Here is a 25,226-nt window from a genome sequence, read left to right on the forward strand (position 1 = left end):
CACCTTAGCCATCCACGCCACCTTTGCATGTCAAACCGCATCCAATCATTGAAATACCCTCACCCTGTTCTCATGGGCATCAAATAGGCAGAATGTGAACTTCGACCTGAATTTCATGCCGCCCCTGCAGAAAAAGGCCTTTTCTGCCGTCGATGCCGACCGGGTCACCGAATCGAACGGTTTTGCCGCCGATATCACAGCGCTCTTCCGCTTCATAAACCTGCAGGGCACGGCATCCCACCACGCAGGTTTTCTCAAGCCGCAAGGCAACAACCGAGGCATGGGACGTCTGTCCGCCACGGGCGGTGAGCAGTCCGTCCGCCATGGAAATTTCCTTAATATCCTCAGGCACCGTGTCCTGCCGGATCAAAATGAGCGGCGTGCCGGGATTCTGTTCCCGCATCTGCCGAATATTGTCCTCGTTGAAAACGGCAAGGCCGGATATGGCGCTGCCGCTCACCCCGATTCCCTTCCCCAGAATATCCTTGCTGAGCAGATGTTCATCCTTGAACACCATGAACCGTTCTTTCTTTTTAATGGTGATCATATCGCGCGTCTGCAGGATATACAGATCCGATTCCCGTGGGCCTTCAAAGGTGAATTCCATTTCCTGGGGATTCCACTGCTTTTCATAAACCAGGTCCCGGGCAATGGACAGCAGCCGTTGATAGACCTCGGGTGACCGCATTTCCAGGGAAAACTCCACCGGTCTCCCATCAATTTCCGCCTGTTCAACCGAAATGGGAAATGTGGTGACAAGTCCGCTGACAATATCTTCCCCCTGGTCGCCGGGGGCATAGTCGCCCCACAAAGCCACCCGGCGCACCTTGCGATAGGGATGGGCGGTAAAGACAACCCCGCTGCCGGACTGGGGGCCAAGATTGCCGTAAACCATGGCCTGGACAATGGCCGCCGTGCCCCACGCATCCGATATGCCCATCAGGTTACGGTATCCCCTTGTTTTCGGGGCGTCCCAGGAGCCAAGCACCATTTCGATCGCCCCCACCAGCTGCAGCCACGGATCATCGGGGATCATAATGCCGAGATCTTTCAGTTTCTGCTGGTAATTGAGGGCAAGCTCCCGCATCTGGTCGGGGCTGAACTGGCTCTTCACCGTCACCCTGTGCCTGGCCTTGGCTTCATTCATCAAGGCCTGAAAGGTGTCGCGGCCGATTCCCTTGGTCATCCCCCAGGACTGAAGGAAACGGCGATAGTTGTCCCAAGCCAGATATTTCTTGCCCGGCACTGCCGAGACACCTTGGATAATCTCGCTGTTTAACCCGACATTATGAATGGTGGCCATCATGCCCGGCATGGAGATGGATGCCCCGCTGCGCACCGAAACCAGCAATGGATTATCCGGATCCCCGTATTTGGCGCCGGTCTTTTCCTCCACCTTGTTCAGCGCGTAACGCATCTGCTTCATGAACTCGTTGCGCGCCATGTAAAAGCTGTTCACCACCGGCCAGCAGCGAAAAATTTCCGTGGTAATAATAAAGCCCGGCGGCACCGGTTTGTTGTCAATGGCGAGCAGGCTGAGATTGAATCCCTTGTTGCCGAGCAGAATCAGGTTTTTGGCATGGGCGCTCTTGCGGTTAAACTCATGAATGGCCTTTTCGGGATTATAGGTCATCAGCAGATCAAGCTGCCGCTCATCAAGCAGCTCGCGCTGCCGTTCCAGAACCTGATAAATTCTGGTAATAAAATTATCCAGATGCTGCAGCCCAAAGGTGCCGGCGATGAGATCCCGCATGAAGGCCTCGGAAAGACGATGGATCGTCTCGCCGTTACAGCGACCGGAGACGCTCGTTTCGTCATCCTCCCAGAGATTACGGTATTTGGCCAGCAGGTTGACTGCGCCGATCTGGGGAATGATGATGGAGAGGTTATTCTGGTGGATATTGGTGTAATAGGCATAAATAACGTCTTTTACCCCTTCCGACAACCCTCGGAAGATATCGATATACTGGGTATAGGAAAAACGTTTTATGCCCAGGGAATTGGACAGCAGGGCAACATAGGTCTCCAGGCGGCGGCTGGTGATGCCGTCAATCCGCAGGGCCCGCAGATAAAGGCGCAGATACTTGACAATCCGAATAAAGGTTGCCCGGGTGACAAAGGAAAGATTCAGGGTTGAAGGCAGCCGTTCCAAGTAGATATTGGCCAGATTTTCCAACCGGAAGGTGAGTCCCAGGGCGTCAAACTTCTTTTCGCTGTATCGGCCGTACACCGATGGGATATCGACCGCAATATGCCGTTTATGATAAATATCCTCCCGCGCCTCAAAGATCTTTGGGCTTAAAATGATATCTTTCAGCTGTTCAAGATGATCGAGCAGCGCGGTCAGACACTGCACGGTGTCGCAGATTTCAAGATCGGCGAGCAACTGCTCCATCTCCGGGAACCCGCCGCTTGCCGCCTGTTCCAGCTGGCGGCGCAGCTCCTGAAAGCCCAGGTTATACTTGAGATCAAGCAGCCGGTACATGTCAACCAGCAATTCAAAGCGCCGCAGTTCATGGACACTGACATCCTTCTGTTGCGCAAGAAAGTGGGCGATCTGCTCCTCATCCCACTGCAACAGATCGCTTTCCTTGGTAAAATGGTCCACGGCAAAGAGGCGGGTGGTGAGGATATGCAGCTCATCGACAAAGGGCCCGCTTGTTTCCACCTGATTTAATACCTCAGCCGGCAAAAAATCCCGCAAGACATTCTTGTCCAGGGTGTGCCAGAAACAGATGATGGCCTTGATAAAGCCGACAATCAGGTTGGAGCTCTCCACATGACTCTGCTTGCGGAGAAAGTGTATGAGCAGATCCTTGCGCTTGTGGATTTCATCAAGCTCGGTGGAGACGTCGCGCAGATGACCTTCCGCCCCGATTTCATTAAAGAAAACCGGCATAAGTTTGGTGAACTGCTTGACGAGATTATACACCGGCGCAATGGGATGATTGAGCAGATGGCTGATGTCCCGCTGGAACAGGTCCGTATCCTTGACACAGGTCCCGGAAAGCTTGAGGTTAATGATGAGCGCCGAAAAAAGAGTGGAACACCATTTCGGTTCCTGCATGATCAGATTGAGCCAGACCCGGATATTGGCCAGATGGGCCGGGTTGGTGATGGGCTGCCAATCCTGGTCGACGCCGACAACATTGGCGTACTGGAAGCCAAAACGCACCGTCTCCCAAAGGAAGGTCTCCACCAGACGGCTGTTTTCCCGCTGAAAAACCTCGGTCCCCAAAACCTGGATACACTGCAGTGCGGTATGGGGGTAGCGTCTGACATTTTCCTTTAACAGCTGAACCGCGGTGAGCAGAAACGACTCGATTTCCTCAAAAGTCTGCTTGCGAATGAGCAGCACCAGGCTGCGGTTGATCTCCCGCAGACTCTCCTCGTGGATCAGATACAGCCCGGAGGTTCGCATGATCCGGAAGAGGAAAATGAGTTTTCTGTTTTGGGCAAAACGGTCATCTTCCCGCCTTGCCTCGCCTTCCCGGCTGACAACCAGTTTTTCAGGAATCTCCCGGTAAAGGCGCACCAAGTCCATGTGGGCCGGCAGTGCCAGCATGGCCTGCAGGCTTTCCAGGTCATTATTGACCGGAATCGCCTCAAGCTTTTCCAGGTAGAGCCGGATCTGATCGTGGGAGATGGCATTAAAAAGCTTGCCCGCGTCCCAGTTGTCACACATGTCGCTGCACTGGGCCAGAAACCAGGGCAAAGGATCGTCAACCTCGAGCCAGTACCGGTAATTAAGCTGCAGCACCCTTTTGAACAACCGGACTGCCGGCTCGATGAGAAATGTCGCCTCCTTTTTCCTGTACTCAACCAGGGAAACGGCGATTTTTTTCATGGGGTGCTGGCCCTGCACCATGAGCATGATGATCTGACCGTCAAGTGCGTGCAGCTTGGAGAAAAGCTCCGCCAGCACCACTTCATATTCCTTTAATTCGGCCTTGCCGCAGTTGATGATGCGGTCGACATAGGCCAGCAGCGACTCCATGCAGAGACTCAGCAGGGTTTTGTTCTTGCGGGTTTCGTCCAGCACCTGCAGGAAAATGTCGGAAAAAAGACGGAATGACTCAGGGCCTTTTGTCGTGCCGCAAAAAAGGCTGACATTTTTCAACACAAAGGTGCGCAGTCTGGGAACGATCAGATTCCAATTGCGATAGGGATGATGCACCTCATACAGCAATTCATAGAGGTTATTGTGAATTCCCTTATAATCACGAATCAGGTCAAGCAAGACCGCGCGATGCGGATCAATAATGACATCGGCAACCGCGGTTTCCTGGAGATTTGCCTTTAAGGCGCTGGAGGTTTCATGGAGACGTTTTTCAGATTGATTCATAGATGAAAAAAAATATCCGGTCACCGCAAAAGGGCCCACGGAACTCACTGGAAAACAAATTCAATTCGCCAGTGACCGCCGTGGGCTCCTTGGTTGCTTTATTGATTTTTGTGCCGTAAACGAACCAGGTTTAGATGGTTTTCTGGCTTTCCATCAGCAAAATGAGATCCAGCACCCGGTTCGAATAGCCCCATTCATTGTCATACCAGCTGAGCACCTTGACCATGTTGCCGATCACCTTGGTGGACATGGCATCGACCACCGAGGAATGGGGATTGCCCTGATAATCAATGGAAACAAGGGGCTCCTCCGAATAGCCGAGAAAGCGATTGGCGCTGTTTTTCAACGCCTCGTTCACCTCGGACACCGAAGTCTCCTTTTCCACCTCCATGACCGCATCAACCAGCGAGACATTGGGAGTGGGAACGCGAACCGCCAGTCCGTCGAACTTTCCTTTTAATTCCGGAATAACCAGCGATACCGCGGCCGCGGCCCCGGTTTTGGTGGGAATCATCGACAGGGCTGCCGCGCGCGCCCGGCGCAGATCGCTATGGGGGAAATCAAGAATCCGCTGGTCGTTGGTGTAGGCATGGACCGTTGTCATCAATCCTTTCCTGATGCCGAAATGATCCATGATCACCTTGGCAAAAGGGGCCAGACAGTTGGTCGTGCAGGAGGCATTGGAAACGATATGGTCCTGGGCCGGATCATACTCATGCTCATTGACGCCCATGACTATTGTTTTTACCCCTCCCTTGGCCGGCGCCGAAATTACCACCTTTTTGGCCCCGGCATCGATGTGGGCGCCGGCTTTTTCCGCGCTGGTAAAAAGTCCCGTTGATTCAACCACATAATCCACCCCCAGATCCCCCCAGGGGATATCGGCCGGATTCCGGTGATTAAAAATCGCCACTTCTCTGTTGCCGACCTTCAGCCCTTTGTCCGACTGCCGGACCTCCTGGTCGTAAACGCCCATCACCGAATCATATTTCAACAGATGGGCCAGGGTTTGATGATCGGTGAGATCATTGATGGCCACTATCTCAATATCTTTAAACAATGGATCTTTGCCCTGCGCCCTGAAAATATTTCTGCCGATTCGTCCAAATCCGTTGATCCCGATTCTCACCGCCATGCCGACCTCCTCCTGAAAGATTAGGAGCCGTTACGAAATAACCTCTTCATTATCGGTCATTTCGTTATGGCTCCTTATGCCGTTCTCTGATCCCAGAACGACGATATTATTTCATGACACCGGCTTCACGTCGCTTGCCTCCAAGAGACGCATGAGCCGATGCCTGTTTCGTTTTCAATCCAGCCCGCAGCTGATGGGAACGCCGGATCGCCTCACCGCACTGCCGGTTGAGGCGAAGCGCCGCCTGATAGGCGTCATATGCCTTTTCATACCAGTTGCCGTCATAATAACTCCGAGCCGCATAACAGAAGCCATTTTCAGGCGCGCCGGGGAACATATCGGAAAAAATATCCGCAAGCGACTCGCCCCACAGGTCGCGAACCGCCTCCCCATGCTCCACCAGATAGCGGAGCAGAAGAAAATTGCCGCTTTGTTCAGGCAGCATGAGGCGCAGCAGATACCTTGCCCGGCTGAACATACCCCCCAAACTTTCCATCTGACGCTCGATTTCACGGGAAATTCGCGCCATAAAACGGCGGCACTCAAGTCCGCAAAAGGAAAAGATCTGCTGCTCCCGCCCCTCCATCTCCTGGGCCGGTGGTCCATAATACTGAAAGAGGTAGATATTTTCCTTGAGCTTCATCGCTTCATGGAAAAGAGACCCCATCACCCATTCAAGCTGGCAGTCATTGAATTGATATGTCGGGTCCGCGTCGCGCCAAAGCTGATGACAATCGTCCTTCAGCCGCCAAAGCCGTCCCTTTTTTGTTTCTGAACCGACCAGATTTTCGATATCTCCGTAAGCTGGTTGGCCGCTTTGCAGATAGTCCCGGTATATTTTCAGAAACACTTCCGATGTCTGGTAAAAGCCCTGCAGCAATTTGGTGACATGAAAATCCCGGCGCTGGGCAAACCAGTCATTTTTCCCCTGGTCTGCACGCATCAATTTCGGCACAGGGCAAGCGCATCCTGGTAAAGCTGCATATATCGTAGCACAATTTTATCCCAGGTGTAGACATTCTGAATAACTTTTACACTGTCTTGCTGCATATCCGCTATTTTCCCGGGTCTTTCCCGGAATGTCTTCATCGCCCTCTGCATGGCCGCCATCAAGGCGGCGGCGGTGTGCTCATGATAAACAAAGCCGGTTTTGTCGTCCTGCACCTTGACCAGCCCGCCCACATGGTGAGCAACCGGCAGATTGCCGAAAAGCTGGGCAATGTAATCGGTCAACCCGCAAGGCTCATAGCGGGATGGAATGAGAAAAAAATCCCCTGCCGCATACACCTTGTTGGCAAGTAGCTCATCATAGCCGAAAAGGACGCAGACCCTGCCCGCATACTTTTTGTTTTCAGCCAGATTGCGCAGGTCATCCTCAAGCTCCTTCACGCCGGTGCCCAGCACGAGAACCTGAAACCCATCATCCAGGGGAAGCAGGGTTTCCAGTGCCCCCACCAGGTTGTCGACGCCTTTTTGCTCGGTCAGGCGACCAATGAAGGTGAAGAGCGGCTGGCCATACAGCGGCTGCAGCGATCCGCTGACAAGGACTTTGCCGAGGTCCTTTTTCTCCAGCATGGCGACAATATCGCGCCGGCAGACCGCTTTTCCGCCAAGCTTTTTTTCGACCGGCGAAAAAGGCGCGGCAATACCGAGCCGCTCGGCATTTTGCGGGTTAAAGTCATCCGGATTGATTCCGTTTGTCACCCCCTGCAGCATTACCCCCCGGTTGGCCAGGATATGACCGAGCCAGCCGGTCATGACGTCGTCGTCGCTTTCCCGCAATTCCCGGGCGTAATTTTCGCTCACCGTGTTCATGACCACATAGGGAGCTGAGGCGAGAAAGGGATCAAAACGTCCCCCCAGCAGATTTTTCCCGATGATGCGGGACGGCAGTCCGGTAATTGCTTTGGCATAGGGCAGATCATCCACTTCCTGGTGATAGCCGAGACCGGCATTGTGGATGGTGACGACAAAGCCGGTTTTGCGAAAAAACTGTCGAAAGCCGTCACGTTCGCGAGCCATAACGGGGAGCAAGGCGGCGTGGCCGTCATGGCAATGGACGATATCCGGCCTTTTCCCTTTGAAGAGCATGAAATTGAGGGCCGCCTTCTGCAGGAGGACATTCATGGCAAAATAGTCATAATGTCCCGACCCCCGCTGGTGATGCGGGTCTTCCTCTTCATCCTCCGCCGTATAGGTGTAAACCGCGCGTTTTTCCCGGAAGCGGTCCGCATCCACCAGGTAAATGGTCAGGGTACGCTTGCCCTCTTTTTTTTCCTTTGCCCAGATACGGACATCTTCCCGCCTTTCGACGCCGACGTAGTGCATGTCAACCTGCAGTGATTCGGCAGGTTTGAAGCCCCGTGCCGCCGGACTGATGAAGCCATACATGGGCAGCATGACCGCAACATTCGCCCTTTTGACCAGCGATTCAGCCAGCTGACGGCAGACATCCTTTACCCCGCCGGCCCCGGCCAGACCGTCAAATTCCCTGGTGACGATCCAGATATCTTCAATTTTCTTTATCTTTTTCTGAGAACTCATTTCTGTTTACCCGAAAAATTCAAGAACGGGATGCATTCCCGATAAATAGAGACAAAACGGACGCACTCAAAAAAGGCGCACGCCGTCACTCTTCGTCCAGTTCAAAATGCTCCGGTGTCCATTCGAGGGTTTGCAGACGCAGCAAATGGTCGGCCAGGGTCAGGCAAACCATGGCCTCACAAACCGGAATAATACGCGGGATAGCGGAAATATCATGCCGTCCGCCGATATTTATCTCAACCGGTTCGTTTTCCAAATTCACCGTCCACTGGGACCTGGCAATGGAGGGAATCGGTTTTACCGCCACCCGGGCGACAATGGGGTCGCCATTGGAAATGCCGGCAAGGATGCCGCCGGCATTGTTGGAGGTGAAGCCGTCCGGAGTCAGCTGGTCGTTATTCTGCGAACCGGTCATCCGGGCTGCCTCGAATCCCGCACCGATTTCCACTCCCTTTACCGCGCCGATGGACATGAGCGCCCCGGCAAGATCGGCATCAAGCTTGTTGAATACCGGCTCTCCAAGCCCCGGCGGGCAGCCGGTGGCGACAATTTCGACAATGCCGCCCAAAGAATCCCCTTCCTGTTTGACCTGTATTATTCTTTCCTCCATCCTGGCGGCCGCTTCCATATCCGGACAGAACAGGCTGTTCTGCGCGATCGCGGAGAAATCGATATTTTCCGCATCTATTCCCCCCAAGGACATGGTGTAGGCAACCACCTGAATATCATGGAAGGCCAACAGTTTTCTCGCCACCGCACCGGCCGCGACCCGCGCCGCCGTCTCCCGGGCCGAAGCACGGCCGCCGCCGCGATGGTCGCGGATGCCGTATTTCATCAAGTAGGAATAATCTCCATGTCCCGGCCGGAAAATATCCTTGAGATAATCATATGACCGGCTGTGGGCATCCTTGTTGTAAATAACCAGGGTCAAGGGTGTCCCGGTGGTGCAGCCGTCAAAAATGCCGGAAAGGATCTCGACCTTATCCGGTTCCTTTCTGGGGCTCGCCGCTCCGCCGGTGCCGGGCCGGCGCCTGTCCAGATCCGACTGGATATCTTCACTGCTGATCGGAATACCGGGTGGACACCCGTCTATCGTCGCTCCAATTGCCGTGCCATGGGATTCCCCCCAGGTGGTTACCCTGAAAACCTGCCCAAACGTGTTGCCGGCCATGACGTCTCCTTTTTCCGCTTTCCAGTTTAAACTGCTCTTTTCTCATCATTGGGCCGCTTCAGGGAATTCTTTTATTCCCGCGGCTCTTCACTCCTCTGCCAGAATGCAACAATTTCCTCAACAACCAGTGCCGGCTCCTTTTCAGCGTGTATCGCCAGATGCGAACCGGCTCGATAAAGAGGCTCCCGTTCCGCCAAAACCTTCTCGACTTCTCCTATCATGTCATTTCCGGTGAGAGACGGTCTTTGTCCGGCCGACGCCGCATCACGGGCCAGCCTTTTTGTTATGGTATCCACATTCGCCTGCAGCCAGACAACAAGGCTTGCATCCATCAGCCGGCGCCATTGCTCCCGATGGAGAACAGCACCGCCGCCGGGCGCGACAACCAGATTTTGGCGATCAAGCAGAGTGGTCAGATAGTCACGCTCCAATCCCCGGAAAAAATCCCAGCCCCGCTCAGCCACCATCCGATTGATTGTCTGTCCCTGTTGTTTCTCAATTTCCTTGTCGACATCCAGGAAGGAAAAAGATACCCGTTCAGCAAGCAGTTTGCCGATCGTCGTTTTACCGGTCGCCCTGTAACCAGTCAGAATGATTTTTGTTTTTCTTATCATGAAAACCATTTAAGTCACCAAACGGGCAACTGTCAAGAAACAGTAAAAAAAACGAACTTTTTCTTTACGTTTATGTCAATAAAGATTATCATTTTTAACAAAAGACGAGCTCTTGTGCAACAATGTGGAGTATTTCAAATTCGATTCGCGAAAAAATTGAATTTTCACTTTCTTATCAAAGAATCATCAGGAGGATCAACAATGGGCCATGAGTGCATTAAACCCGTCAAAGTCGGACAACAAGTTGAAAATTTTTCCATGGACACATATCTGCCGACGGAATTCGGTTTTGGTAAAATTTCTCTGGCGGAGTTGAAAAATTCCGACAAATGGTGCGTGCTTGTTTTTTATCCCGCGGATTTTACCTTTGTCTGCTCCACAGAACTTGCTGATTTTGCAGACAAATATGACGATTTCAAAAAGGCGGGGGCGGAAGTTGTCACCATCAGCACGGACACGCAATTTACCCATCTTGCCTGGAAACGTGAAGAAAAGTCACTGGCCAACGCCAAATATCCCATGGCGGCCGACCCAACCGGCAAGGTTTCCAAAATGTTCGGTGTTTACGATCAGGAGACGGGGCTTGCCCTCAGGGGTACATTTATCATCAACCCTCAAGGCGTTGTGGTGGCGTCAGAGGTCAATTTTTACAATGTCGGCCGCAGTGCCGCCGAGACGCTCCGCAAATTGAAAGCAAGCATCCACGTGGCCGCACATCCGGATCAGGCCTGTCCGGCCAATTGGCAAGAAGGGGAAAAGACCTTGACTCCGTCCGCCAAACTCGTCGGCAAAGTATATGAAGAGCTTTGTTGACGCCTGAAAAAACAAATTCCCGCAAACTTTCGTTTCGCCCTTGTTACGGCCTTCTGCTCTTTCCCGGCAGAGGGCCTTTTTTTTGGGATATTCCTATTTGCCGGTTAATCCAAAAAAACGCGTGACATATTCGGCCAACAATTGTCATATTGCTGTTTCTCTATCAAATTACCCGGTCCTTTTTCTAATACTTTCTGTCAGGAGTGAATTATGAGCGATACCCATAAATTAACCATCGTCCTTGCGACGCGGAACAAGGGGAAATTGAAGGAATTTCAGGAACTGCTGAAGGATTTCGCGGTGGACTTGAAATGTCTTGATGATTTCGGCCCCATTCCGGAAGTGATTGAGGATGGCGAAACATTTGACGACAATGCCTACAAAAAGGCCTCATTTACCGCCAAGGCACTCGGCATACCGGCAATAGCCGACGACTCCGGTCTGGCTGTTGAAGCCCTTGACGGCGCTCCGGGGGTGCACTCCGCCCGCTATGCCGGAAAGAACGCCACGGATGAGGACAATATCAAAAAGCTGCTCAGTGAGCTCGAAGGACAAGCAAACCGCAAGGCCGCCTTTCACTGCGTCATTTCAATCGCGGTCCCCACCGGCCCGGCCCTCACCTACGAGGGGAGCTGCGAAGGAGAAATTCTTTCCACGGCCCGCGGCCAAGGCGGGTTCGGCTATGACCCTGTTTTTTACTTTCCGGGATTTGCCAAAACCTTTGCCGAAGCCTCCATGGAGGAAAAAAACAAAATCAGTCACCGGGGCAAGGCCCTGGCTGAAATGGCAACGGAATTCGACAAGGTGCTGAAATGGCTCAAACAAAGGCTGGCTGAGGCAAAACCGCCCAAGCCGGACCATAGCCAATTTGAGCACAATGACTGGTCCTTACCCAAGATGGTCTGAGGATTTTTTGGCGGGTGCGGAACCGTTTTTGATTGTGCCGCGTCCCCGGTTTGTATCGCATGGGAATTCCAGCGGAATTTCCATGCGATATTTTTCTGCGCCCCCTGTCGCTTTGGCGCGGGCTTCACTGCGTCCTGCTCCTCACCCAGCCGTCTGTTGCATCTGCCGGATAAGAAAATCGTGAAAGGCCTTATATTGGCCGGGCAGCGTTCTTTTTTTGTGAGTGGCGATATAAAATTCCCGCCTCATCTTTTCCCCAAGAGTCATCTCGATCAAGGAGCCAGTGGCCAGCTCGTCGGCGATGGCCCGTCGTGACAGAATGGAGGTTCCCAAGCCGGCCTTTATTGCCTGTTTGATCGAGTCGCTGGAACCAAGCACCGCCACCACATTCATTTTCTTGAGATTGATCTCCATGCTCTGCAGAAAATCTTCCATATTCTTCCGGGTTCCTGATCCCTCTTCACGCAAAAGAAACGGCAGCTCATAGATTTTCAGACTCTTCAATGTTTTGTTTTGAAAGAATTTCGGCGCACCGGCAAAAACAAGTTCATCTTCCAGGAATGGTTCATAGTGAAGAACCTTCGGTTCCATGTCGGCGCCGACAATCCCCATGAAGAAATCATGATTGACCAGCATGTCGGTTATTTTCTTGGTATCGGCGATAACGATTTCAAAAGAAACATCCGGGTAATTTTCCCGAAATTTGGCGGCCAGCGCCGGGAGCATGTAATTGCCGGGAATGGTGCTCGCGCCGAGCACCAGTTTCCCTTTGACCCGATCAACGCTTTTCAATACAAGTTCATTGATTTTTTCCAGATCCCCAATGAGCTGCAGGGCCTTGGGAAAGATCAGATCCGCCTCGCTTGTCGGTTCGATTTTTCTGCCGAGACGGTCAAAAAGCAGACAGCCAAGCGATCTTTCCAGATTTTTGATATGCTCACTGATTGTCGGCTGACTGATAAAAAGCTGCTCTGAAGCCTTTGAGAAGCTCCTGTTGCGATAAACAGAAACAAATATACGCAGTTGGTGGATATCCATGCATGAAACTCCCGGGGTAAAGCCGTGGCGGTCACCAACACGGCCGGCTGAATGCCCAGAGCGGCAGAAGGAACCATCACCAAATAACCGTCACCCGATCCGGTATTTCGTAACGACTCCCCATTTCCAATGACTCAAAAACTACTATAGCTATTCCCGATTACAGACGACAGCTGTTTTTTTGTCAATAAGTATCCTCTGAGGAAACCTTTTTTCAAAAAGGGAGGGGAGCGGCAATGGGCGATTTGGGAAGCGGGGAGAGGATCCTCCCCTCAGGTGGTTATCAAGGGTAACGAAAAAACACGCGAACCTGAAAAAAACGGCCGCGGATCACCCGGCTGCATCAATCATTAAACCCGATCTGTTCGATCAACTTACGCAGAATTTTTCGTTCTTCCAGCGAAAGACTGGTAACCTCGAAACCGGTATCGAAAAAATCCGGATTAATGTCATTGGAGGACCACAGGCTTTTCCCTTCAAAATGGATTTCCTTTTCCTGAAAATAGCCTTCCGGCAACATCAATTTGAGAATAAAGGTCTTGTTGAGCGGCAGACGCTCTTTACTGACGAGTTTAATCCCCCGGGTGGTGATATCGACAAGATGCCCGAGAAGTCCATTGGTTTCAAGGTCAAAGACTTCCAGATAATAAATCAGATGATGGCGTTTCAGAACTCGAGATTTCGTCATGTGGCCACACCTCGGTGGAATTGAAGGAGAACCAGGCAATCGATGCAACAGCTAAAATTTATTCTGGATCTTTTCCTGCTGTTTTTCAACCTTTTCCAGCATACGCGAAACCACTTCCTCGATGCTGAGGGCAGATGTGTCGATGATAACCGCATCATCGGCGGCTTTTAAGGGGGCGAGACTGCGGCTGCTGTCGTCCGCATCCCTTTTCAGGATCTGGGCAAGGATCTGCTCCTCATCCGCCGCCATGCCTTTTTCCCGCAACTGCAGGCTCCGGCGCCGGGCCCTTTCCTGCGGGGCCGCATCAAGGAAAAATTTATGCCCGGCCGCGGGAAAAACCACGGTGCCGGTGTCCCGTCCTTCAGCAACGACCCGGCCCTGTTCCGCCAGCCGCCGCTGCATTTCAGTCAACCGTTGCCGCACCACCGGCAAGGCGGACACCTTTGAGGCCACCAATCCCATTTCCGCGGTACGAATTGCCAGACTGACATCATCCCCGTCAAGAATGACCCTGGTATCCCCGTCACCGGGGGCGAGCCGCAGGTCCATGCCGTCAAGCAATGCACCGAGCGCCGGCCCGTCTTCCAAACTGATTCCCGTTTGCATCGCCTTGTAGCCCACGGCGCGATACATTGCCCCGGTGTCAAGATAGGTATAACCCAGTCGGGCAGCGATCAGCCTGCTGATGGTGCTCTTGCCGCAGCCCGAAGGGCCGTCAATGGTGATAATGTCCTGCATGGGCAACCTCTTGCTTCTAAGAAGCATTATTGTAAAAAATACGCCGAGCCGCCATCAATGACGGCAGACGCGCCGTAACGAAATCTTCACTTCGACAGGTTATTTCGTCGCGGCGCCTAGACATTGGGCCAGACTTTTCACCAGCCGCTCATTTTCCGCCCCGGTGCCGACCGTTATGCGGATGAAATTCGGATATCCGTAAGCGCTCATGGGGCGGACGATAACCCCGGTGCGCAGCATCTTTTCATACAGCGCCTTGCAGTCAGACCCGACATCAACCAGGAAAAAATTCGTCTGGGTGGGGAAAACCCGGCAGCCGAGCTTTTCAATCGCGGCGGAAAGCCAGGCAATGCCGTCATGGGTCATGGCGAGGGTTTTCCGGTAATGATCGTCATCCTCCAGACAGGCAAGCGCCGCCACCTGAGCCAGCTCATTGACATTAAAAGGCTGCCTGACCCGATGCAGATACATGGCGATCCCGGCGTCCATGATACCGTACCCGACCCGCAATCCGGCCAGACCATAGGCCTTGGAAAAGGTACGCAAACCAACCACCGGCACCGGATTATGGATATAACGGCGCACATCAAGCCGGACGGATTCATCGACAAAATCCACATACGCCTCATCGAGCACCACAATCACCGTTTCCGGCAGTTGCGCGAGAAACGCCTCAAACTTTTCCCTGCCAAAAACCGATCCGGTGGGATTATTGGGGTTGTCGAGAAAAATCAACTTGGTCTTTGCGGTCACCCCGGCGACAATGGCATCAAGATCATGGGCCATATCCTTGAGCGGCAGCACGATATTCACCCCGCTTCGGGCCTGGACCATGGTCTGGTAAACCAGAAAGGATGGATGACTTGTGATGACCTCGTCGCCCGCGCTGACAAAGGCCCCCACCAACAGCTCGATCACCTCATTGGAACCGTTGCCGAAAACAAGCTCGGACGGCTGTATCCGCAGCTTTTCGGCAAGGGCCGCGGCAAGATAATAGCAACTGCCGTCCGGGTAGCGGTGCAGATTGACCAGGTTCCGGCGAATGGCATCCAGGGCCTTGGGCGAAGGCCCCAGGGAGTTTTCATTGGAGGCCATTTTAATGGACCCGGTAATGCCGTATTCCCGCTCCAGTTCCTTCAGGGGCTTGCCGGGAGGATAAGGAATCAGTGTTTCAATATTTTTATTGACTGAAAGTTTCATTAGCGTGCGTCGGATGTTGAATGGATATTATAAAGTCGGTTTTTTACCGACCAGATCAAGCCGTTGCTCCAGGTTGTACGCCGCCCGCAGCAATTTTTCCTCGGCAAAATGAGCCGCCTGCATCTGCAGGCCGATCGGCAGCCCCGCCCGGCTCATGCCGCAGGGCACCGAAAGGCCGGGAATTCCGGCCAGGTTGGCCGGGATGGTCAACACATCGGAAAGATACATGCTGAGAGGATCATGGCTCTTTTCACCGATTTTCCAGGCCGGGGTGGGCGTTACCGGCGAGACCAGCACATCGCAGAGGGAAAAGGCCTTTCCGTAGTCCTCGACAATCAGGGTACGGACCTGGGAGGCCTTCTTGTAATAGGCGTCATAATAGCCGGAGGAAAGGGCATAGGTCCCCATGATAATCCGCCGCTTCACTTCATCGCCGAAGCCCCGGGACCTGCTCTTCTTGTACATCTCAATCAGCAGATCAGCCTCCATGTCGCGGAGGCCGTACCTGACGCCGTCATACCGGGCCAGATTGGAACTTGCTTCCGCCGGGGCAATGATATAATAGGCGGCAACCCCATATTCGGTATGGGGAAGCGAGACATCGGCAACTTCGGCGCCGGCCTCCCGCAGTTTGGCCAGAGCCCCGTGCACCGACTTCTCCACCTCCGGATCAAGCCCCTCGCCGAAATATTCCCGCGGGATGCCGATGGTCATTCCGCGCAGACCATCCGTGAGGGCGGCGCAGTAATCAGGCACCGGCCGGTTCACCGAGGTCGAATCACTTCCATCATAGCCGCTGATGGCGTTCAGCATCAGGGCGCAGTCCCGTACATCCTTGGTCAAGGGGCCGATCTGGTCCAGGGAAGAGGCATAAGCAAGCAAACCGAAACGGGAAACGCGACCATAGGTGGGCTTTAAGCCGACCACACCGCAATGCGATGCCGGCTGCCGGATGGAGCCGCCCGTATCCGAGCCAAGGGAGGCAATGCACTCATCGGCCGCTACCGCCGCCGCGGAACCGCCGCTTGACCCACCGCAGATAAAATCAGCCTTCCAGGGATTTGCCGGCACCCCAAAGGCGCAATTTTCATTGGCCGAACCCATGGCGAATTCATCCATGCTGGTCTTGCCGATAATCACCGCCCCCGCCTCTTCCAGCTTGTTGATAACCGTGGCATTATAGGGTGGGATAAATGTCTCGAGAATTTTGGAACCGGCGGTGGTGCGCAGACCCTTGGTGCAGATAACATCCTTGATGGAAAGAGGAATGCCGCACAGCGGGCCGCCTTGGCCCCGATCAAGTCTTTTGCCGGCCTCATCCGCCTGTTGCAAGGCTTTTTCCCTGTTCAAGCTGATATAAGCGCCAACCCGCCCCTCCACCTGCTCAATACGGTCAAAGACCGCCTGTGTCGCATGGAGGGGCGATGTTTCCTTGCGGGTAAAAAGTTGGTGTAATTCATGTATGGTCAAAGCATGTAAATCCATATATTCCTCACCTGACAACAGAGGTGTTCTCCTTGGTCGGAAAACAAAATCTGGAAACCGGCGAGGTGCCGTATTTCCAGATATATTTTGTAAACCGGGTTCTCTTTTCTTAAATGACCCTGGGGACGACAAAGGCCTCGCCGTTCTGGCGCGGTCCGTTGGCCAAGGCCTCCTGCCGGGGCAGAGAGGGATGCACCACATCATCCCGGAAGGCATTATGCACGGCCAGGGCGTGGGTTGTCGGCGTCACGTCCGTGGTGTCGATTTCATTGAGCTTGGCAACGTAGCCGAGTATCCGGTCAAGCTGGCCGGTTATTGCTTCAACTTCCTGCTCCGAGAGATCAAGCCGGGCCAGATGGGCCACCTTGGCAACTTCTTCCTTGGAAATATTCATATTTTTGCACGCAATCTAATCAAATTTTCTTTGGGAAAGGATATCGGCAAAAGCCTCCACCACCACGGGGTCAAACTGCCTCCGGCAATGATCCCGCAGCTCCTTGACCCCCTCCGCCATGGTCATGTTGACCTTGTAACTGCGCTTGGAGGTCATGGCGTCAAAGCTGTCGGCCGCCGTGACAATCTTGGTCAGCAAATTAATTTCATCTCCTCGCAGCCCATCCGGATAGCCCCTGCCGTCAAGGCGCTCATGATGATGCCTGACGATCTCACCTTCCCTTTCGAGAAAGTTCAGCGGCTTGATGATGTTTTCCCCGATTTCCGGATGTTTCTTGACCAGCAGCCACTCCTCGTCGGTCAAAGGGCCCGCTTTCTGGATGCAGCTGACATCAATGACAAGTTTGCCGATATCGTGCAGCTGGCAGGCACGGTTCAACACATCAATTTCCCCTTTGGGCAGCCCCATGGCCTTGCCGATCAATTTGGAGTACTCGGTAACCCGTTTGGTATGTCCTGCCGTGTACTGATCTTTCTCCTCAAGGGCGGTGTTCAAGGTAATAATGGTGTTGACCGACGATATTTCAAGATGGTGACTGTATTTTTTCAGCAACAGATTCTTTTCCGCCAGTTCCTTTGTTTTCTTTTTGACTTCACTTTCCAGATTCTGCTTATAGGTTTTCTCCCGGCGAAGAAACATTCGTTTTTCAACGGCCCGCCGAATTTTGACATCAAATAGGTCAAGATCCTCGATTGGTTTGGGGATAAAGTCATAGGCGCCGAGGTTAATCGCCTTCACCGCATACTCCATGGATCCCGCCCCGGTGAGAAAAAGCACCGGGATATCCAGTTTTCGTTTATTAAGCGCCTGAATGGTCTCAAAGCCGTTCAGGCCGGGCATATTGATATCCAGAAGGATGGCGTCTATTTCATCCGTTACCGCGTCAAGGGCGGCGCGGCCGTCTTCAACGGCTAAAACCTGATAGCCGAAAAGTTCAAGAATTTTCATGACCGCATCCCGAACCAATGGATCGTCGTCAGCCATGAGAATTTTTGTCTGGGTCAGCGATGAATTATGAAGCCGCGCCGATAATACCAAAAAATTTCCCCTCGAAAGTACACGTCAATAATGCATGAAAACAGGCGTGAAAAAACAGAGCACACCGCAGCCACTCTACAGGGTCCAAAAGGTTTTTGCAATTTTTTGTGCATTCTCCAGGGAGGGAACAGGCGCCGTGGTCCGACGCAACAAACGGAACTTTTCGTCCCCGAGAAATCGTTTGCCGGTCATTTCGGCAAGCACTGCCAGCACCCCATCGCGCTGCCCGGCAACATTGTAGCCGCCTTCCAGGGTGACAAGCAATCTGCCGCGGCAGAGTTCATCCGCCAAATCCAGCAGGACACGGGCCATATAGGCAAAACCGTCAATCGTCACCTTCATGGTGCCCAGCGGATCGGCCTTGTAGATATCAAATCCGGCGGAGACCAGTATCATTTCCGGCTGATAGGCCCGGGCCAAAGGGACAAGCAGCGTATTGAAGATTTGAGCGAACTCTTCATCACCCTGGCCGCCGGGCAACGGCACATTGACGGTATACCCTTCCCCCTTCCCTTCGCCCGTTTCCAGCAGGGAGCCTGTTCCCGGGTAATAGGGATACTGGTGGGTGGAAAAATAAAGAACCTCGTCCGTAGTGTAAAAGCTGTGCTGGGTCCCGTTCCCGTGATGCAGGTCCCAGTCGACGATCAGCACCCGCTTCATCGCCAGATTCCGGATGGCATAGCGGGCGGCAATCGCCACATTATTAAAAAGGCAGAAGCCCTTGCCGTATCCCTTTTCCGCATGATGCCCCGGTGGACGGACCAGGGCGAAACAATTGTCCACCTCACCGGCCGCAACCAGCCGCGTCCCTTCAACCACCGCCCCGACTGCCAGGCAGGCCGCATCATAGGATTTAGGCGAGGTGGTGGTGTCCGGATCAAGCAGGTCAAATCGTTTGCCGGCCGTTGCCGCTACCCTGGCAATATGCTCATCGCTGTGGTTGAGGCCGATGATGTCATGATCAGCCGCCTGAAAATCAGGAAACTGGAAATTGTCTCTGATGCCTGGTTTTTCGAGCTGTTCATAGATAACGCGCAACCTTTCCGGTGACTCAACATGGTCATTGCCCGGTTGATGCTCCAAAAAAAGGTCGTTTTTCATGATCGCGGTTTTTCGCATAATTTCCCTCGTTATTCCGCTGTTTTTCGTATTTCTTTTTCCGTGACCAGATAATGCAGGTGCTGGTCATGGGGCAGAAGCGGCAACGCTTCCACCACCTGCGCTTCAAAGGCAAGACCGATACGGGTTGCCCGGCACGCTTCGGCCGCCAGAAAACGGTCGTAATAGCCTCCCCCGTAACCAAGCCGGCCGCCCCGGCCATCAAAAACGGAGCCCGGCACCAGAACCACGTCAATCTCAGCCGGATCAACAGGGTGAAGCCTGGCCGGATCAGGTTCGGGGATGCCGCAATAGCCCGGCTGCAAATCCCGCAAGGGATCACTGATCTGATAGGGTACCAGCCGCCGCTCCGCGACCATGGTCAAGGGCGCGCAGACCGCAATTTTTCGTTGCCGGAGCATTGCAAAAAGAGGAAACGTTGCAACCTCACTGCGGAAATTGACATAAACCATGATCAAGGCAGCCCGCCGGACAGCATCCATGGTCAGCAGTTTTTCATGGATACTCCTGCTTTTTTCCTCTCTGAGCAGGGGATCAAGCGCCTCGCGCAGGCCCAGTATTTTCCGGCGTAAATCCTTTCGCTCTTCGGTCATTATCTTTTTCACTTCCGTTTTTCGCCAAACGCGACAACCTGACGGCAAAATCCGCCGACAAACTTCACATCCCGGGCCCGCAGTCCGATCCGGCCGAGAAAATGGCGGATATTGCGCATCCAGTAGGCATAATCGGAATCTTTCAAAAAATTCATGGCCCGCAGCGCTTCTTCGACAAGCGCGTACATGGCCTCCATTTCATGGTTGTTGGCCAGTTTGGCTACGGGAGCAGGCTTTCGGTCATTGTGCAGCTGCAGAACTCCGCTGTAAAGCTCATAGGAAAGAAGGGCAACCGCCTGGGCCAGATTGAGGGAGGAAAAATCCGCCGTGGGTATCGTGGTGACACTGTTGCAAAATTTCAGATCATCATTGGTCAAGCCCCGGTCTTCCGGACCGAAAACCAGCGCCACCCGGTTGTTTTCAAGTTTCGGCACCAGATCCGCCATGACCTTTTCCGGGTTTGCCTGGGAATGGCGCTGCCGCCCCTGCCTGGCGCTGGTGCCGACAACCCAGTGAAAGGAGGAAAGCGCCTCGTCAAGACGGGGGAAAATCTGCAAGGAATCGATCAGATGGCCGGCGTGATGAGTGGCCATTTTCCGCATTCTTTCCTGGTCCGGCATTTCATCCCGCACCAGAATGATCCGGCTGATTCCCATGTTGCAGGCCACCCGGGCCGCGGCGCCGATGTTTTCCGGATAACTGGTCTGCACAAGGACAATAGCGGCGTTCGACAATAATTGCCCGCGAAAATCAATATCACCGGATGGCCCTGTTGGCTGCGGCGGCATCTTTTCTTTTACATGCTGCATGGATGGCGATCAGACCGGCATTTCGGCCCGATCCTCCAGGACGAAATTGATCCGCCGCGACCTTTTATCAACGCTGACCAGCCGGACCATGACCTCGTCTCCCATCTGGAAGGTCTTTCCGCTCCTCATGCCCACCAGCATATGGCGCTTTTCATGAAATTCATATCCGTCAGCGGGCAGGTCGGCAATCGCCACCCCGCCGCTGATCATGGTTTCGGTCAATTCAACAAAGAGACCAAAGGAGGTTATGCCGGAAACAATTGCGGCAAAGCTCTCGCCGACCTTCTTTTCCATATACCGCACCTTAAGCCGGTCAAGCATCTCCCGTTCCGCATCCACCGCCACCCGCTCCCTTTTCGACAGAAACTCGCCCGCCTCATCGAGGTTGACGGGCAAACGGCTGTGCTTGTCATCCTGCCAGAGAAGCTGCTTCAGGGCGCGGTGGACCATGAGATCAGGATAACGGCGGATGGGGGAGGTAAAATGGGTGTAAAAGGATGCGGCCAGGCCGAAATGGCCGATATTTTCCGGCGAGTAACGCGCCTGCTGCATGACCCGCAAAATCAGGTTGCTGACAAGATATTGCCGGGAGGTGCCCTTGGTTTGCGCGATCAGCCGATTAAACCATTTTGAGTCAAAGTTGTCACGCCCCACCTCGTAACCCATGGATTGCATGAATTCGGCGAACTCGGCAACCTTCAGCGGATCAGGGCTTTGATGAATGCGGTAAATGGCGGCAAAATGGCGATTGGCGAATGTTTCCGCCACCGCCTCGTTTGCCGCCAGCATAAACTCCTCAATGATCTTGTGGGCCAGGTTCCGTTCCCGCACGCTGATGGAGGAAATCGTATCATCACTGCCGATTTCAACAAACGGTTCAGGAATTTCAAAACCCATGCTGCCGCGGGCAATCCGCTGGTTTTCCAGTTCCATGCCAAGCTCGGCCATCCATTTCAAGGGGGTCAGCAGGGGCTTGTACCGGGCCCGGACAGCGGGATCTTTATCCACCAGAATCTGCCGCACCAGGGTATAGGTCAGCCGGTACTGACTGCAGATGACACTTTTGGCGAAACGAACCGCCAGTCGCCTGCCGCTTCGGTCGAAATCAAGGATTGCGGTAAAGGCATAACGGTCGACATGGGGATTCAAACTGCAGAGGTTGTTCGACAATCTCTCAGGCAGCATGGGCACGACCCCGGTGGGAAAATAGACACTGGTGCCGCGATCCCAGGCATCCTGGTCAAGGGGCGTCCCCGGCCTGACATAGTGACTGACATCGGCGATGGAAACATACAATCGATAACCTTTTTTCGTTTTTTCGACCGAAACGGCGTCATCAAAATCACGGGCGGTTTCGCCGTCAATGGTGACATGGCAGATCCGGCGCAGATCAGTGCGGTCGGCGGTGACTTCCACCCGGTCGGGGAAGCCCTCCGCCTCGGCAATGCTTTTTTCCTGAAAAACATCGGGCAGATCAAATTTGCGAATCACCATTTTCATCTGCACCAAAGAGGAATCGGGGTCACCCAGAATCTCGATAACGGCGCCGCTGGCCGGACTGCCGTCCGAACCGAAATCACTGATCTCAACCAGCACCGCATCGCCGTTTTCCGCCCCGCCCGCTTTTTCCTGCTCGATGGTGATGGTAAACGGATAGCGCTCGTCTTCCGGGGTGACATAGCCTTTTGCCCCGCGCACGGAATAAACGCCGACAATCTGTTTTGCCCCCCGGACCAGCACGGTGACAACCCGACCATCAAAACGATCGCGCCGGCTGCCGGTGACCTGCACCAGGACGCGATCGCCGTGCAGAGCGGTGCCCAGGTCGCGCGGCGGGATGAAAATATCCTTTGCCCCGGAAACGGAGGTTGAGGCATTAACCGGCGCGGCAAAGGCAAAGCCGCGGGGATGAACGGAAAGCGTTGTTTCCACGAAATGGCGGGAATCCAGTTGATAGTGCTTTTTGCCCAGCTTTTTAACAAGCTGCCGCACTGTCAGATCCTCAAGCAAGGCCTCAATCTCCTTGCGCTGTCCGCGATTTTCCGCCAGCTCGGCAATAATATCCTTGATATCAACCCTGTCGCCATGGGAATGCAACACGCCGACAACGGCATCCTCCATCACGTCGCGCACTTTTGTTTTTCGCCCCTCACGCACCGGTTCATACCTGCGGGGCGGGTGATTTTTCCTGCTCTGCCTGCTTTTCCGGTTCTGGGCGAAACCTGATTTTTTCCCTGCGGTTCTTCTCGGCGCCATGTTCTCTCCAAAATATCCGTTTTCCCGCTTTTCTTTTTTATGTTATTATCTTAATAATAAGAAGCGGTTACAAAATCACTTCCAAAACCTTACCACTTTAGCCGGCAAATCTAAAATCTTTTCTATGCACAACAGCAAATTTGACATAGCCACCTACTGCCGAAAAATGGAAAAAATCATCGGCGGTCAGGAGGGCAAGGCCGCCCTTTTCTGGAAAGCGCTTTCTTTTTCCGTTGATGCGCATCAGAACCAGAAAAGGAAATCCGGCGAAGCCTATGTCAGCCATCCCTGCCAGGTGGCCCTTATCCTGGTCGACGAGCTGGGCGTCAAGGATCCCGCCACCCTGGCTGCCGCCATGCTGCACGATACCATTGAAGATGTGCCGGAAGTAACCACCGATATCATCAGTTCCCTTTTCGGGAAACATGTGGCGGCCATTGTCGACGGCTGCACCAAAATCAGTCATTTTTCCGGAGACCGGCAAACCTTTTACAAATTAGTCCATCGCAAGATATTTTCCAGTGCCGCCTCCCGGGTCGAAATCATGCTGATCAAGCTGGCCGACCGACTCCACAATCTGCGCACCATGGTTTCCATGCCGAAACACAAGCGCCAGAAAATCGCCGACGAAACCCTGAGTGTCTATGCGCCCATGGCCGGGGTCATGGGTCTTTTCGGTTTGAAGCGTGAGCTTTATGACCTGGCCTTGACCTACAAGTTTCCCCGCCAGAGCCAGAAGGTGCTGACCCATATCCGCTTTCTGGAAACCCAGGAAGAAGGAAACAAAGTGGTCGACGCCTTACGAGACGCCTTTGAAGAGGCTTGGGTTTCCGCGGATATCCGCCTGAAGGCCAAAGGACTCTGGGCGTATTACAATGTAGCCGACAATGTGCTGGCCAAGCATATTGAAAACCCGCTGGAAATCATCATCGTGGTTGACGACCTGCAATCCTGCTATCGTGCCCTCGGCATTATCAATCAGCATTTCCCCCCGATCCCCCGCACGATTCGCGACTTTATCGCCAACCCAAAGCCGACCGGCTACAAAAGCCTGCATGCCCGGGCCAACATCAAGGGACAGAATTACCTCTTTAAAATCAGAACCCTGCAGATGGTGCATGATGCCAAAAAAGGCATTATCCGCGAATGGCTGTCCCTCGGCACGGTGCCGACGAACTTTGAGCAGGAAATCAGGGAAATGTTCGGCATCCTCGGCACGGACGACAGTCTCTCCTACCGGGAGATGATCGCGGCAAGCGGTAAAAAGGAAATTTACACCTTTACTCCAAACGGCGACTGCATCTGCCTTCCCAGCCAGAGTATCGTTCTTGATTTTGCTTTTAAGGTACACACCGAAGTGGGACTTCACTGCAATTCCGCAACGGTCGGGGCAAAAAGGGTGAAAGCCGACCATGTTTTAAAAGACGGCGACAGAATCCAGATCAATACCCAGGAACGGCCTGTGAAATTTGACCCGGAAATTCTGCCGCGCTGCCAAACACCTCGTGCCCGATCCGAACTTGCCCGCTTATTCCGCCTGAAAAGAGAGACGCTTGCCCGGGAGATCGGCAAGTCCCTGGTAAAACAGGAGCTGCAACGCTATGGTGTTCCTTTTTCCGTCCTCGATTACGAGGAGACGGCCGACATCCTTGAATATTTCGGCAAGGAAAATCTCAGCGAGCTTTTCCAGGATTTGGGTCAGGGCAATCTTCGCCTGAAAGAACTTGTCTATGAAATCAAAAACGGACTTTATGCCGGGCGCCAGACCCTGCTTCCGCCTACCGGCGCATTAAACAGCATTGATCTTGAAACCCTTGATCCGGAATGCGTCAAGTTATCCCAATGCTGCCAGCCGCTGCCGATCGAAAAGAGCCTTCTCGGCCTTTTAAGCGAAAGGGGCCTTTCCGTCCACAAAAAGGAGTGTCCGAAACTCAATGCCCTCAAAATCCAACGGGAAGATGTTGTTGCCCTGCGCTGGAATCTGAAGAAAACCATGGTGGAAAAACCGCAATCGCTTTTGATTTACAAAAACGTACCGCGCAACAGAATATTCATGCTGCTCAGTGTCGCGCCGGTTGCCATGAAGATAAGCGAGGTCATTGCCCTGTCCACGAGACCGGACGTAACTGCCTGGGAAATCAATTTTACGGTGGAAACCCTGCAGGATTTGAAAAACACCTTGCAGCATTTTACCAAAAGCAAACTCGAATATGAATTCATGCTGGAACTGTAAAAGATTGCGGCGTCGCGCACGATAAGCCGCGGAACGATTTCTCCTCG

20 protein-coding genes are annotated in these 25,226 nt (G+C 53.5%); 3 read left to right on the forward strand and 17 right to left on the reverse strand.

Annotated elements, in window-relative coordinates:
• Positions 1-79 precede the first annotated feature (79 nt).
• From BM485_08275 to BM485_08300, 6 genes are all read right to left on the reverse strand, one after another.
• The gene (locus BM485_08275) at positions 80-4,345 is read right to left on the reverse strand and encodes a phosphoenolpyruvate synthase (GenBank protein ID OKY75700.1); all 4,266 of its coding nucleotides are present in this window, start codon (positions 4,343-4,345) and stop codon (positions 80-82) included.
• A gap of 130 nt (positions 4,346-4,475) precedes the next feature.
• Entirely contained in the window at positions 4,476-5,480 is a 1,005-nt protein-coding gene (locus BM485_08280; GenBank protein ID OKY75701.1) for a type I glyceraldehyde-3-phosphate dehydrogenase, read from the reverse strand.
• A 106-nt stretch (positions 5,481-5,586) separates the two neighbouring features.
• Positions 5,587-6,423: a hypothetical protein gene (locus BM485_08285; GenBank protein OKY75702.1), complete on the reverse strand. Its 837-nt coding sequence runs from the start codon at positions 6,421-6,423 to the stop codon at positions 5,587-5,589.
• Positions 6,423-8,024 carry a glycogen synthase gene (locus BM485_08290; protein ID OKY75703.1) on the reverse strand — a complete coding sequence of 534 codons (1,602 nt, stop codon included), beginning with the start codon at positions 8,022-8,024 and terminating at the stop codon, positions 6,423-6,425. Before BM485_08290 ends, BM485_08285 begins: the two co-directional genes overlap by 1 nt.
• Positions 8,025-8,109: 85 nt before the next feature.
• A complete protein-coding gene (locus tag BM485_08295) occupies positions 8,110-9,195 on the reverse strand; it encodes a chorismate synthase (GenBank protein ID OKY75704.1) in 1,086 nt (361 codons plus the stop codon).
• A gap of 71 nt (positions 9,196-9,266) precedes the next feature.
• Complete coding sequence (locus tag BM485_08300; protein ID OKY75791.1) at positions 9,267-9,809, reverse strand: hypothetical protein; 543 nt, start codon at positions 9,807-9,809, stop codon at positions 9,267-9,269.
• Positions 9,810-10,010: 201 nt separating this feature from the next.
• On the opposite strand from BM485_08300, the gene BM485_08305 reads away from it, so the two are divergent.
• Together BM485_08305 and BM485_08310 are read left to right on the forward strand one after the other, a co-directional pair.
• Entirely contained in the window at positions 10,011-10,622 is a 612-nt protein-coding gene (locus BM485_08305; GenBank protein ID OKY75705.1) for a peroxiredoxin, read from the forward strand.
• Between the two features lie 210 nt (positions 10,623-10,832).
• Entirely contained in the window at positions 10,833-11,528 is a 696-nt protein-coding gene (locus BM485_08310; protein OKY75706.1) for a Non-canonical purine NTP pyrophosphatase, read from the forward strand.
• Positions 11,529-11,669: 141 nt separating this feature from the next.
• Here the strand turns inward: BM485_08310 and BM485_08315 are convergent, their stop codons facing one another.
• The 11 genes from BM485_08315 to BM485_08365 form a co-directional block, all read right to left on the reverse strand.
• Positions 11,670-12,566: a hypothetical protein gene (locus tag BM485_08315; GenBank protein ID OKY75707.1), complete on the reverse strand. Its 897-nt coding sequence runs from the start codon at positions 12,564-12,566 to the stop codon at positions 11,670-11,672.
• Between the two features lie 343 nt (positions 12,567-12,909).
• The gene (locus BM485_08320; protein ID OKY75708.1) at positions 12,910-13,254 is read right to left on the reverse strand and encodes a hypothetical protein; all 345 of its coding nucleotides are present in this window, start codon (positions 13,252-13,254) and stop codon (positions 12,910-12,912) included.
• A 51-nt stretch (positions 13,255-13,305) separates the two neighbouring features.
• Complete coding sequence (locus tag BM485_08325) at positions 13,306-14,019, reverse strand: cytidylate kinase (protein ID OKY75709.1); 714 nt, start codon at positions 14,017-14,019, stop codon at positions 13,306-13,308.
• 72 nt (positions 14,020-14,091) lie between these two features.
• A complete protein-coding gene (locus BM485_08330) occupies positions 14,092-15,192 on the reverse strand; it encodes a histidinol-phosphate transaminase (GenBank protein ID OKY75710.1) in 1,101 nt (366 codons plus the stop codon).
• 27 nt (positions 15,193-15,219) lie between these two features.
• Entirely contained in the window at positions 15,220-16,677 is a 1,458-nt protein-coding gene (gene gatA / locus BM485_08335) for an aspartyl/glutamyl-tRNA amidotransferase subunit A (protein OKY75711.1), read from the reverse strand.
• 109 nt (positions 16,678-16,786) lie between these two features.
• The gene (locus BM485_08340) at positions 16,787-17,071 is read right to left on the reverse strand and encodes an asparaginyl/glutamyl-tRNA amidotransferase subunit C (protein OKY75712.1); all 285 of its coding nucleotides are present in this window, start codon (positions 17,069-17,071) and stop codon (positions 16,787-16,789) included.
• Positions 17,072-17,086: 15 nt separating this feature from the next.
• Entirely contained in the window at positions 17,087-18,115 is a 1,029-nt protein-coding gene (locus BM485_08345; protein OKY75792.1) for a cyclic di-GMP phosphodiesterase response regulator, read from the reverse strand.
• 129 nt (positions 18,116-18,244) lie between these two features.
• Positions 18,245-19,288 (reverse strand): histone deacetylase, encoded by a 1,044-nt coding sequence (locus tag BM485_08350; GenBank protein OKY75713.1) that lies wholly within the window; start codon positions 19,286-19,288, stop codon positions 18,245-18,247.
• 11 nt (positions 19,289-19,299) lie between these two features.
• Positions 19,300-19,881, reverse strand: a complete 582-nt coding sequence (locus BM485_08355) for a 5-formyltetrahydrofolate cyclo-ligase (protein ID OKY75714.1) — start codon at positions 19,879-19,881, stop codon at positions 19,300-19,302.
• 8 nt (positions 19,882-19,889) lie between these two features.
• Positions 19,890-20,669: a hypothetical protein gene (locus BM485_08360; GenBank protein ID OKY75793.1), complete on the reverse strand. Its 780-nt coding sequence runs from the start codon at positions 20,667-20,669 to the stop codon at positions 19,890-19,892.
• Between the two features lie 30 nt (positions 20,670-20,699).
• Positions 20,700-22,946, reverse strand: a complete 2,247-nt coding sequence (locus tag BM485_08365) for a ribonuclease R (protein ID OKY75715.1) — start codon at positions 22,944-22,946, stop codon at positions 20,700-20,702.
• 124 nt (positions 22,947-23,070) lie between these two features.
• Here BM485_08365 and BM485_08370 point away from each other — a divergent pair, with 124 nt between their 5' ends.
• The gene (locus BM485_08370) at positions 23,071-25,179 is read left to right on the forward strand and encodes a GTP pyrophosphokinase (protein ID OKY75716.1); all 2,109 of its coding nucleotides are present in this window, start codon (positions 23,071-23,073) and stop codon (positions 25,177-25,179) included.
• Positions 25,180-25,226: the final 47 nt, after the last annotated feature.

This window comes from Desulfobulbaceae bacterium DB1 (assembly GCA_001914235.1).
Taxonomy (GTDB): Bacteria; Desulfobacterota; Desulfobulbia; order Desulfobulbales; family SURF-16; genus DB1.

Bases quoted from the DNA above. Each gene is read 5' to 3' on its own strand.
- BM485_08275 (OKY75700.1), bottom strand. From the start codon at position 4,345: ATGAATCAATCTGAAAAACGTCTCCATGAAACCTCCAGCGCCTTAAAG.
- BM485_08280 (OKY75701.1), bottom strand. From the start codon at position 5,480: ATGGCGGTGAGAATCGGGATCAACGGATTTGGACGAATCGGCAGAAAT.
- BM485_08285 (OKY75702.1), bottom strand. From the start codon at position 6,423: ATGCGTGCAGACCAGGGGAAAAATGACTGGTTTGCCCAGCGCCGGGAT.
- BM485_08290 (OKY75703.1), bottom strand. From the start codon at position 8,024: ATGAGTTCTCAGAAAAAGATAAAGAAAATTGAAGATATCTGGATCGTC.
- BM485_08295 (OKY75704.1), bottom strand. From the start codon at position 9,195: ATGGCCGGCAACACGTTTGGGCAGGTTTTCAGGGTAACCACCTGGGGG.
- BM485_08300 (OKY75791.1), bottom strand. From the start codon at position 9,809: ATGATAAGAAAAACAAAAATCATTCTGACTGGTTACAGGGCGACCGGT.
- BM485_08305 (OKY75705.1), top strand. From the start codon at position 10,011: ATGGGCCATGAGTGCATTAAACCCGTCAAAGTCGGACAACAAGTTGAA.
- BM485_08310 (OKY75706.1), top strand. From the start codon at position 10,833: ATGAGCGATACCCATAAATTAACCATCGTCCTTGCGACGCGGAACAAG.
- BM485_08315 (OKY75707.1), bottom strand. From the start codon at position 12,566: ATGGATATCCACCAACTGCGTATATTTGTTTCTGTTTATCGCAACAGG.
- BM485_08320 (OKY75708.1), bottom strand. From the start codon at position 13,254: ATGACGAAATCTCGAGTTCTGAAACGCCATCATCTGATTTATTATCTG.
- BM485_08325 (OKY75709.1), bottom strand. From the start codon at position 14,019: ATGCTTCTTAGAAGCAAGAGGTTGCCCATGCAGGACATTATCACCATT.
- BM485_08330 (OKY75710.1), bottom strand. From the start codon at position 15,192: ATGAAACTTTCAGTCAATAAAAATATTGAAACACTGATTCCTTATCCT.
- gatA (OKY75711.1), bottom strand. From the start codon at position 16,677: ATGGATTTACATGCTTTGACCATACATGAATTACACCAACTTTTTACC.
- BM485_08340 (OKY75712.1), bottom strand. From the start codon at position 17,071: ATGAATATTTCCAAGGAAGAAGTTGCCAAGGTGGCCCATCTGGCCCGG.
- BM485_08345 (OKY75792.1), bottom strand. From the start codon at position 18,115: ATGGCTGACGACGATCCATTGGTTCGGGATGCGGTCATGAAAATTCTT.
- BM485_08350 (OKY75713.1), bottom strand. From the start codon at position 19,288: ATGCGAAAAACCGCGATCATGAAAAACGACCTTTTTTTGGAGCATCAA.
- BM485_08355 (OKY75714.1), bottom strand. From the start codon at position 19,881: ATGACCGAAGAGCGAAAGGATTTACGCCGGAAAATACTGGGCCTGCGC.
- BM485_08360 (OKY75793.1), bottom strand. From the start codon at position 20,669: ATGCCGCCGCAGCCAACAGGGCCATCCGGTGATATTGATTTTCGCGGG.
- BM485_08365 (OKY75715.1), bottom strand. From the start codon at position 22,946: ATGGCGCCGAGAAGAACCGCAGGGAAAAAATCAGGTTTCGCCCAGAAC.
- BM485_08370 (OKY75716.1), top strand. From the start codon at position 23,071: ATGCACAACAGCAAATTTGACATAGCCACCTACTGCCGAAAAATGGAA.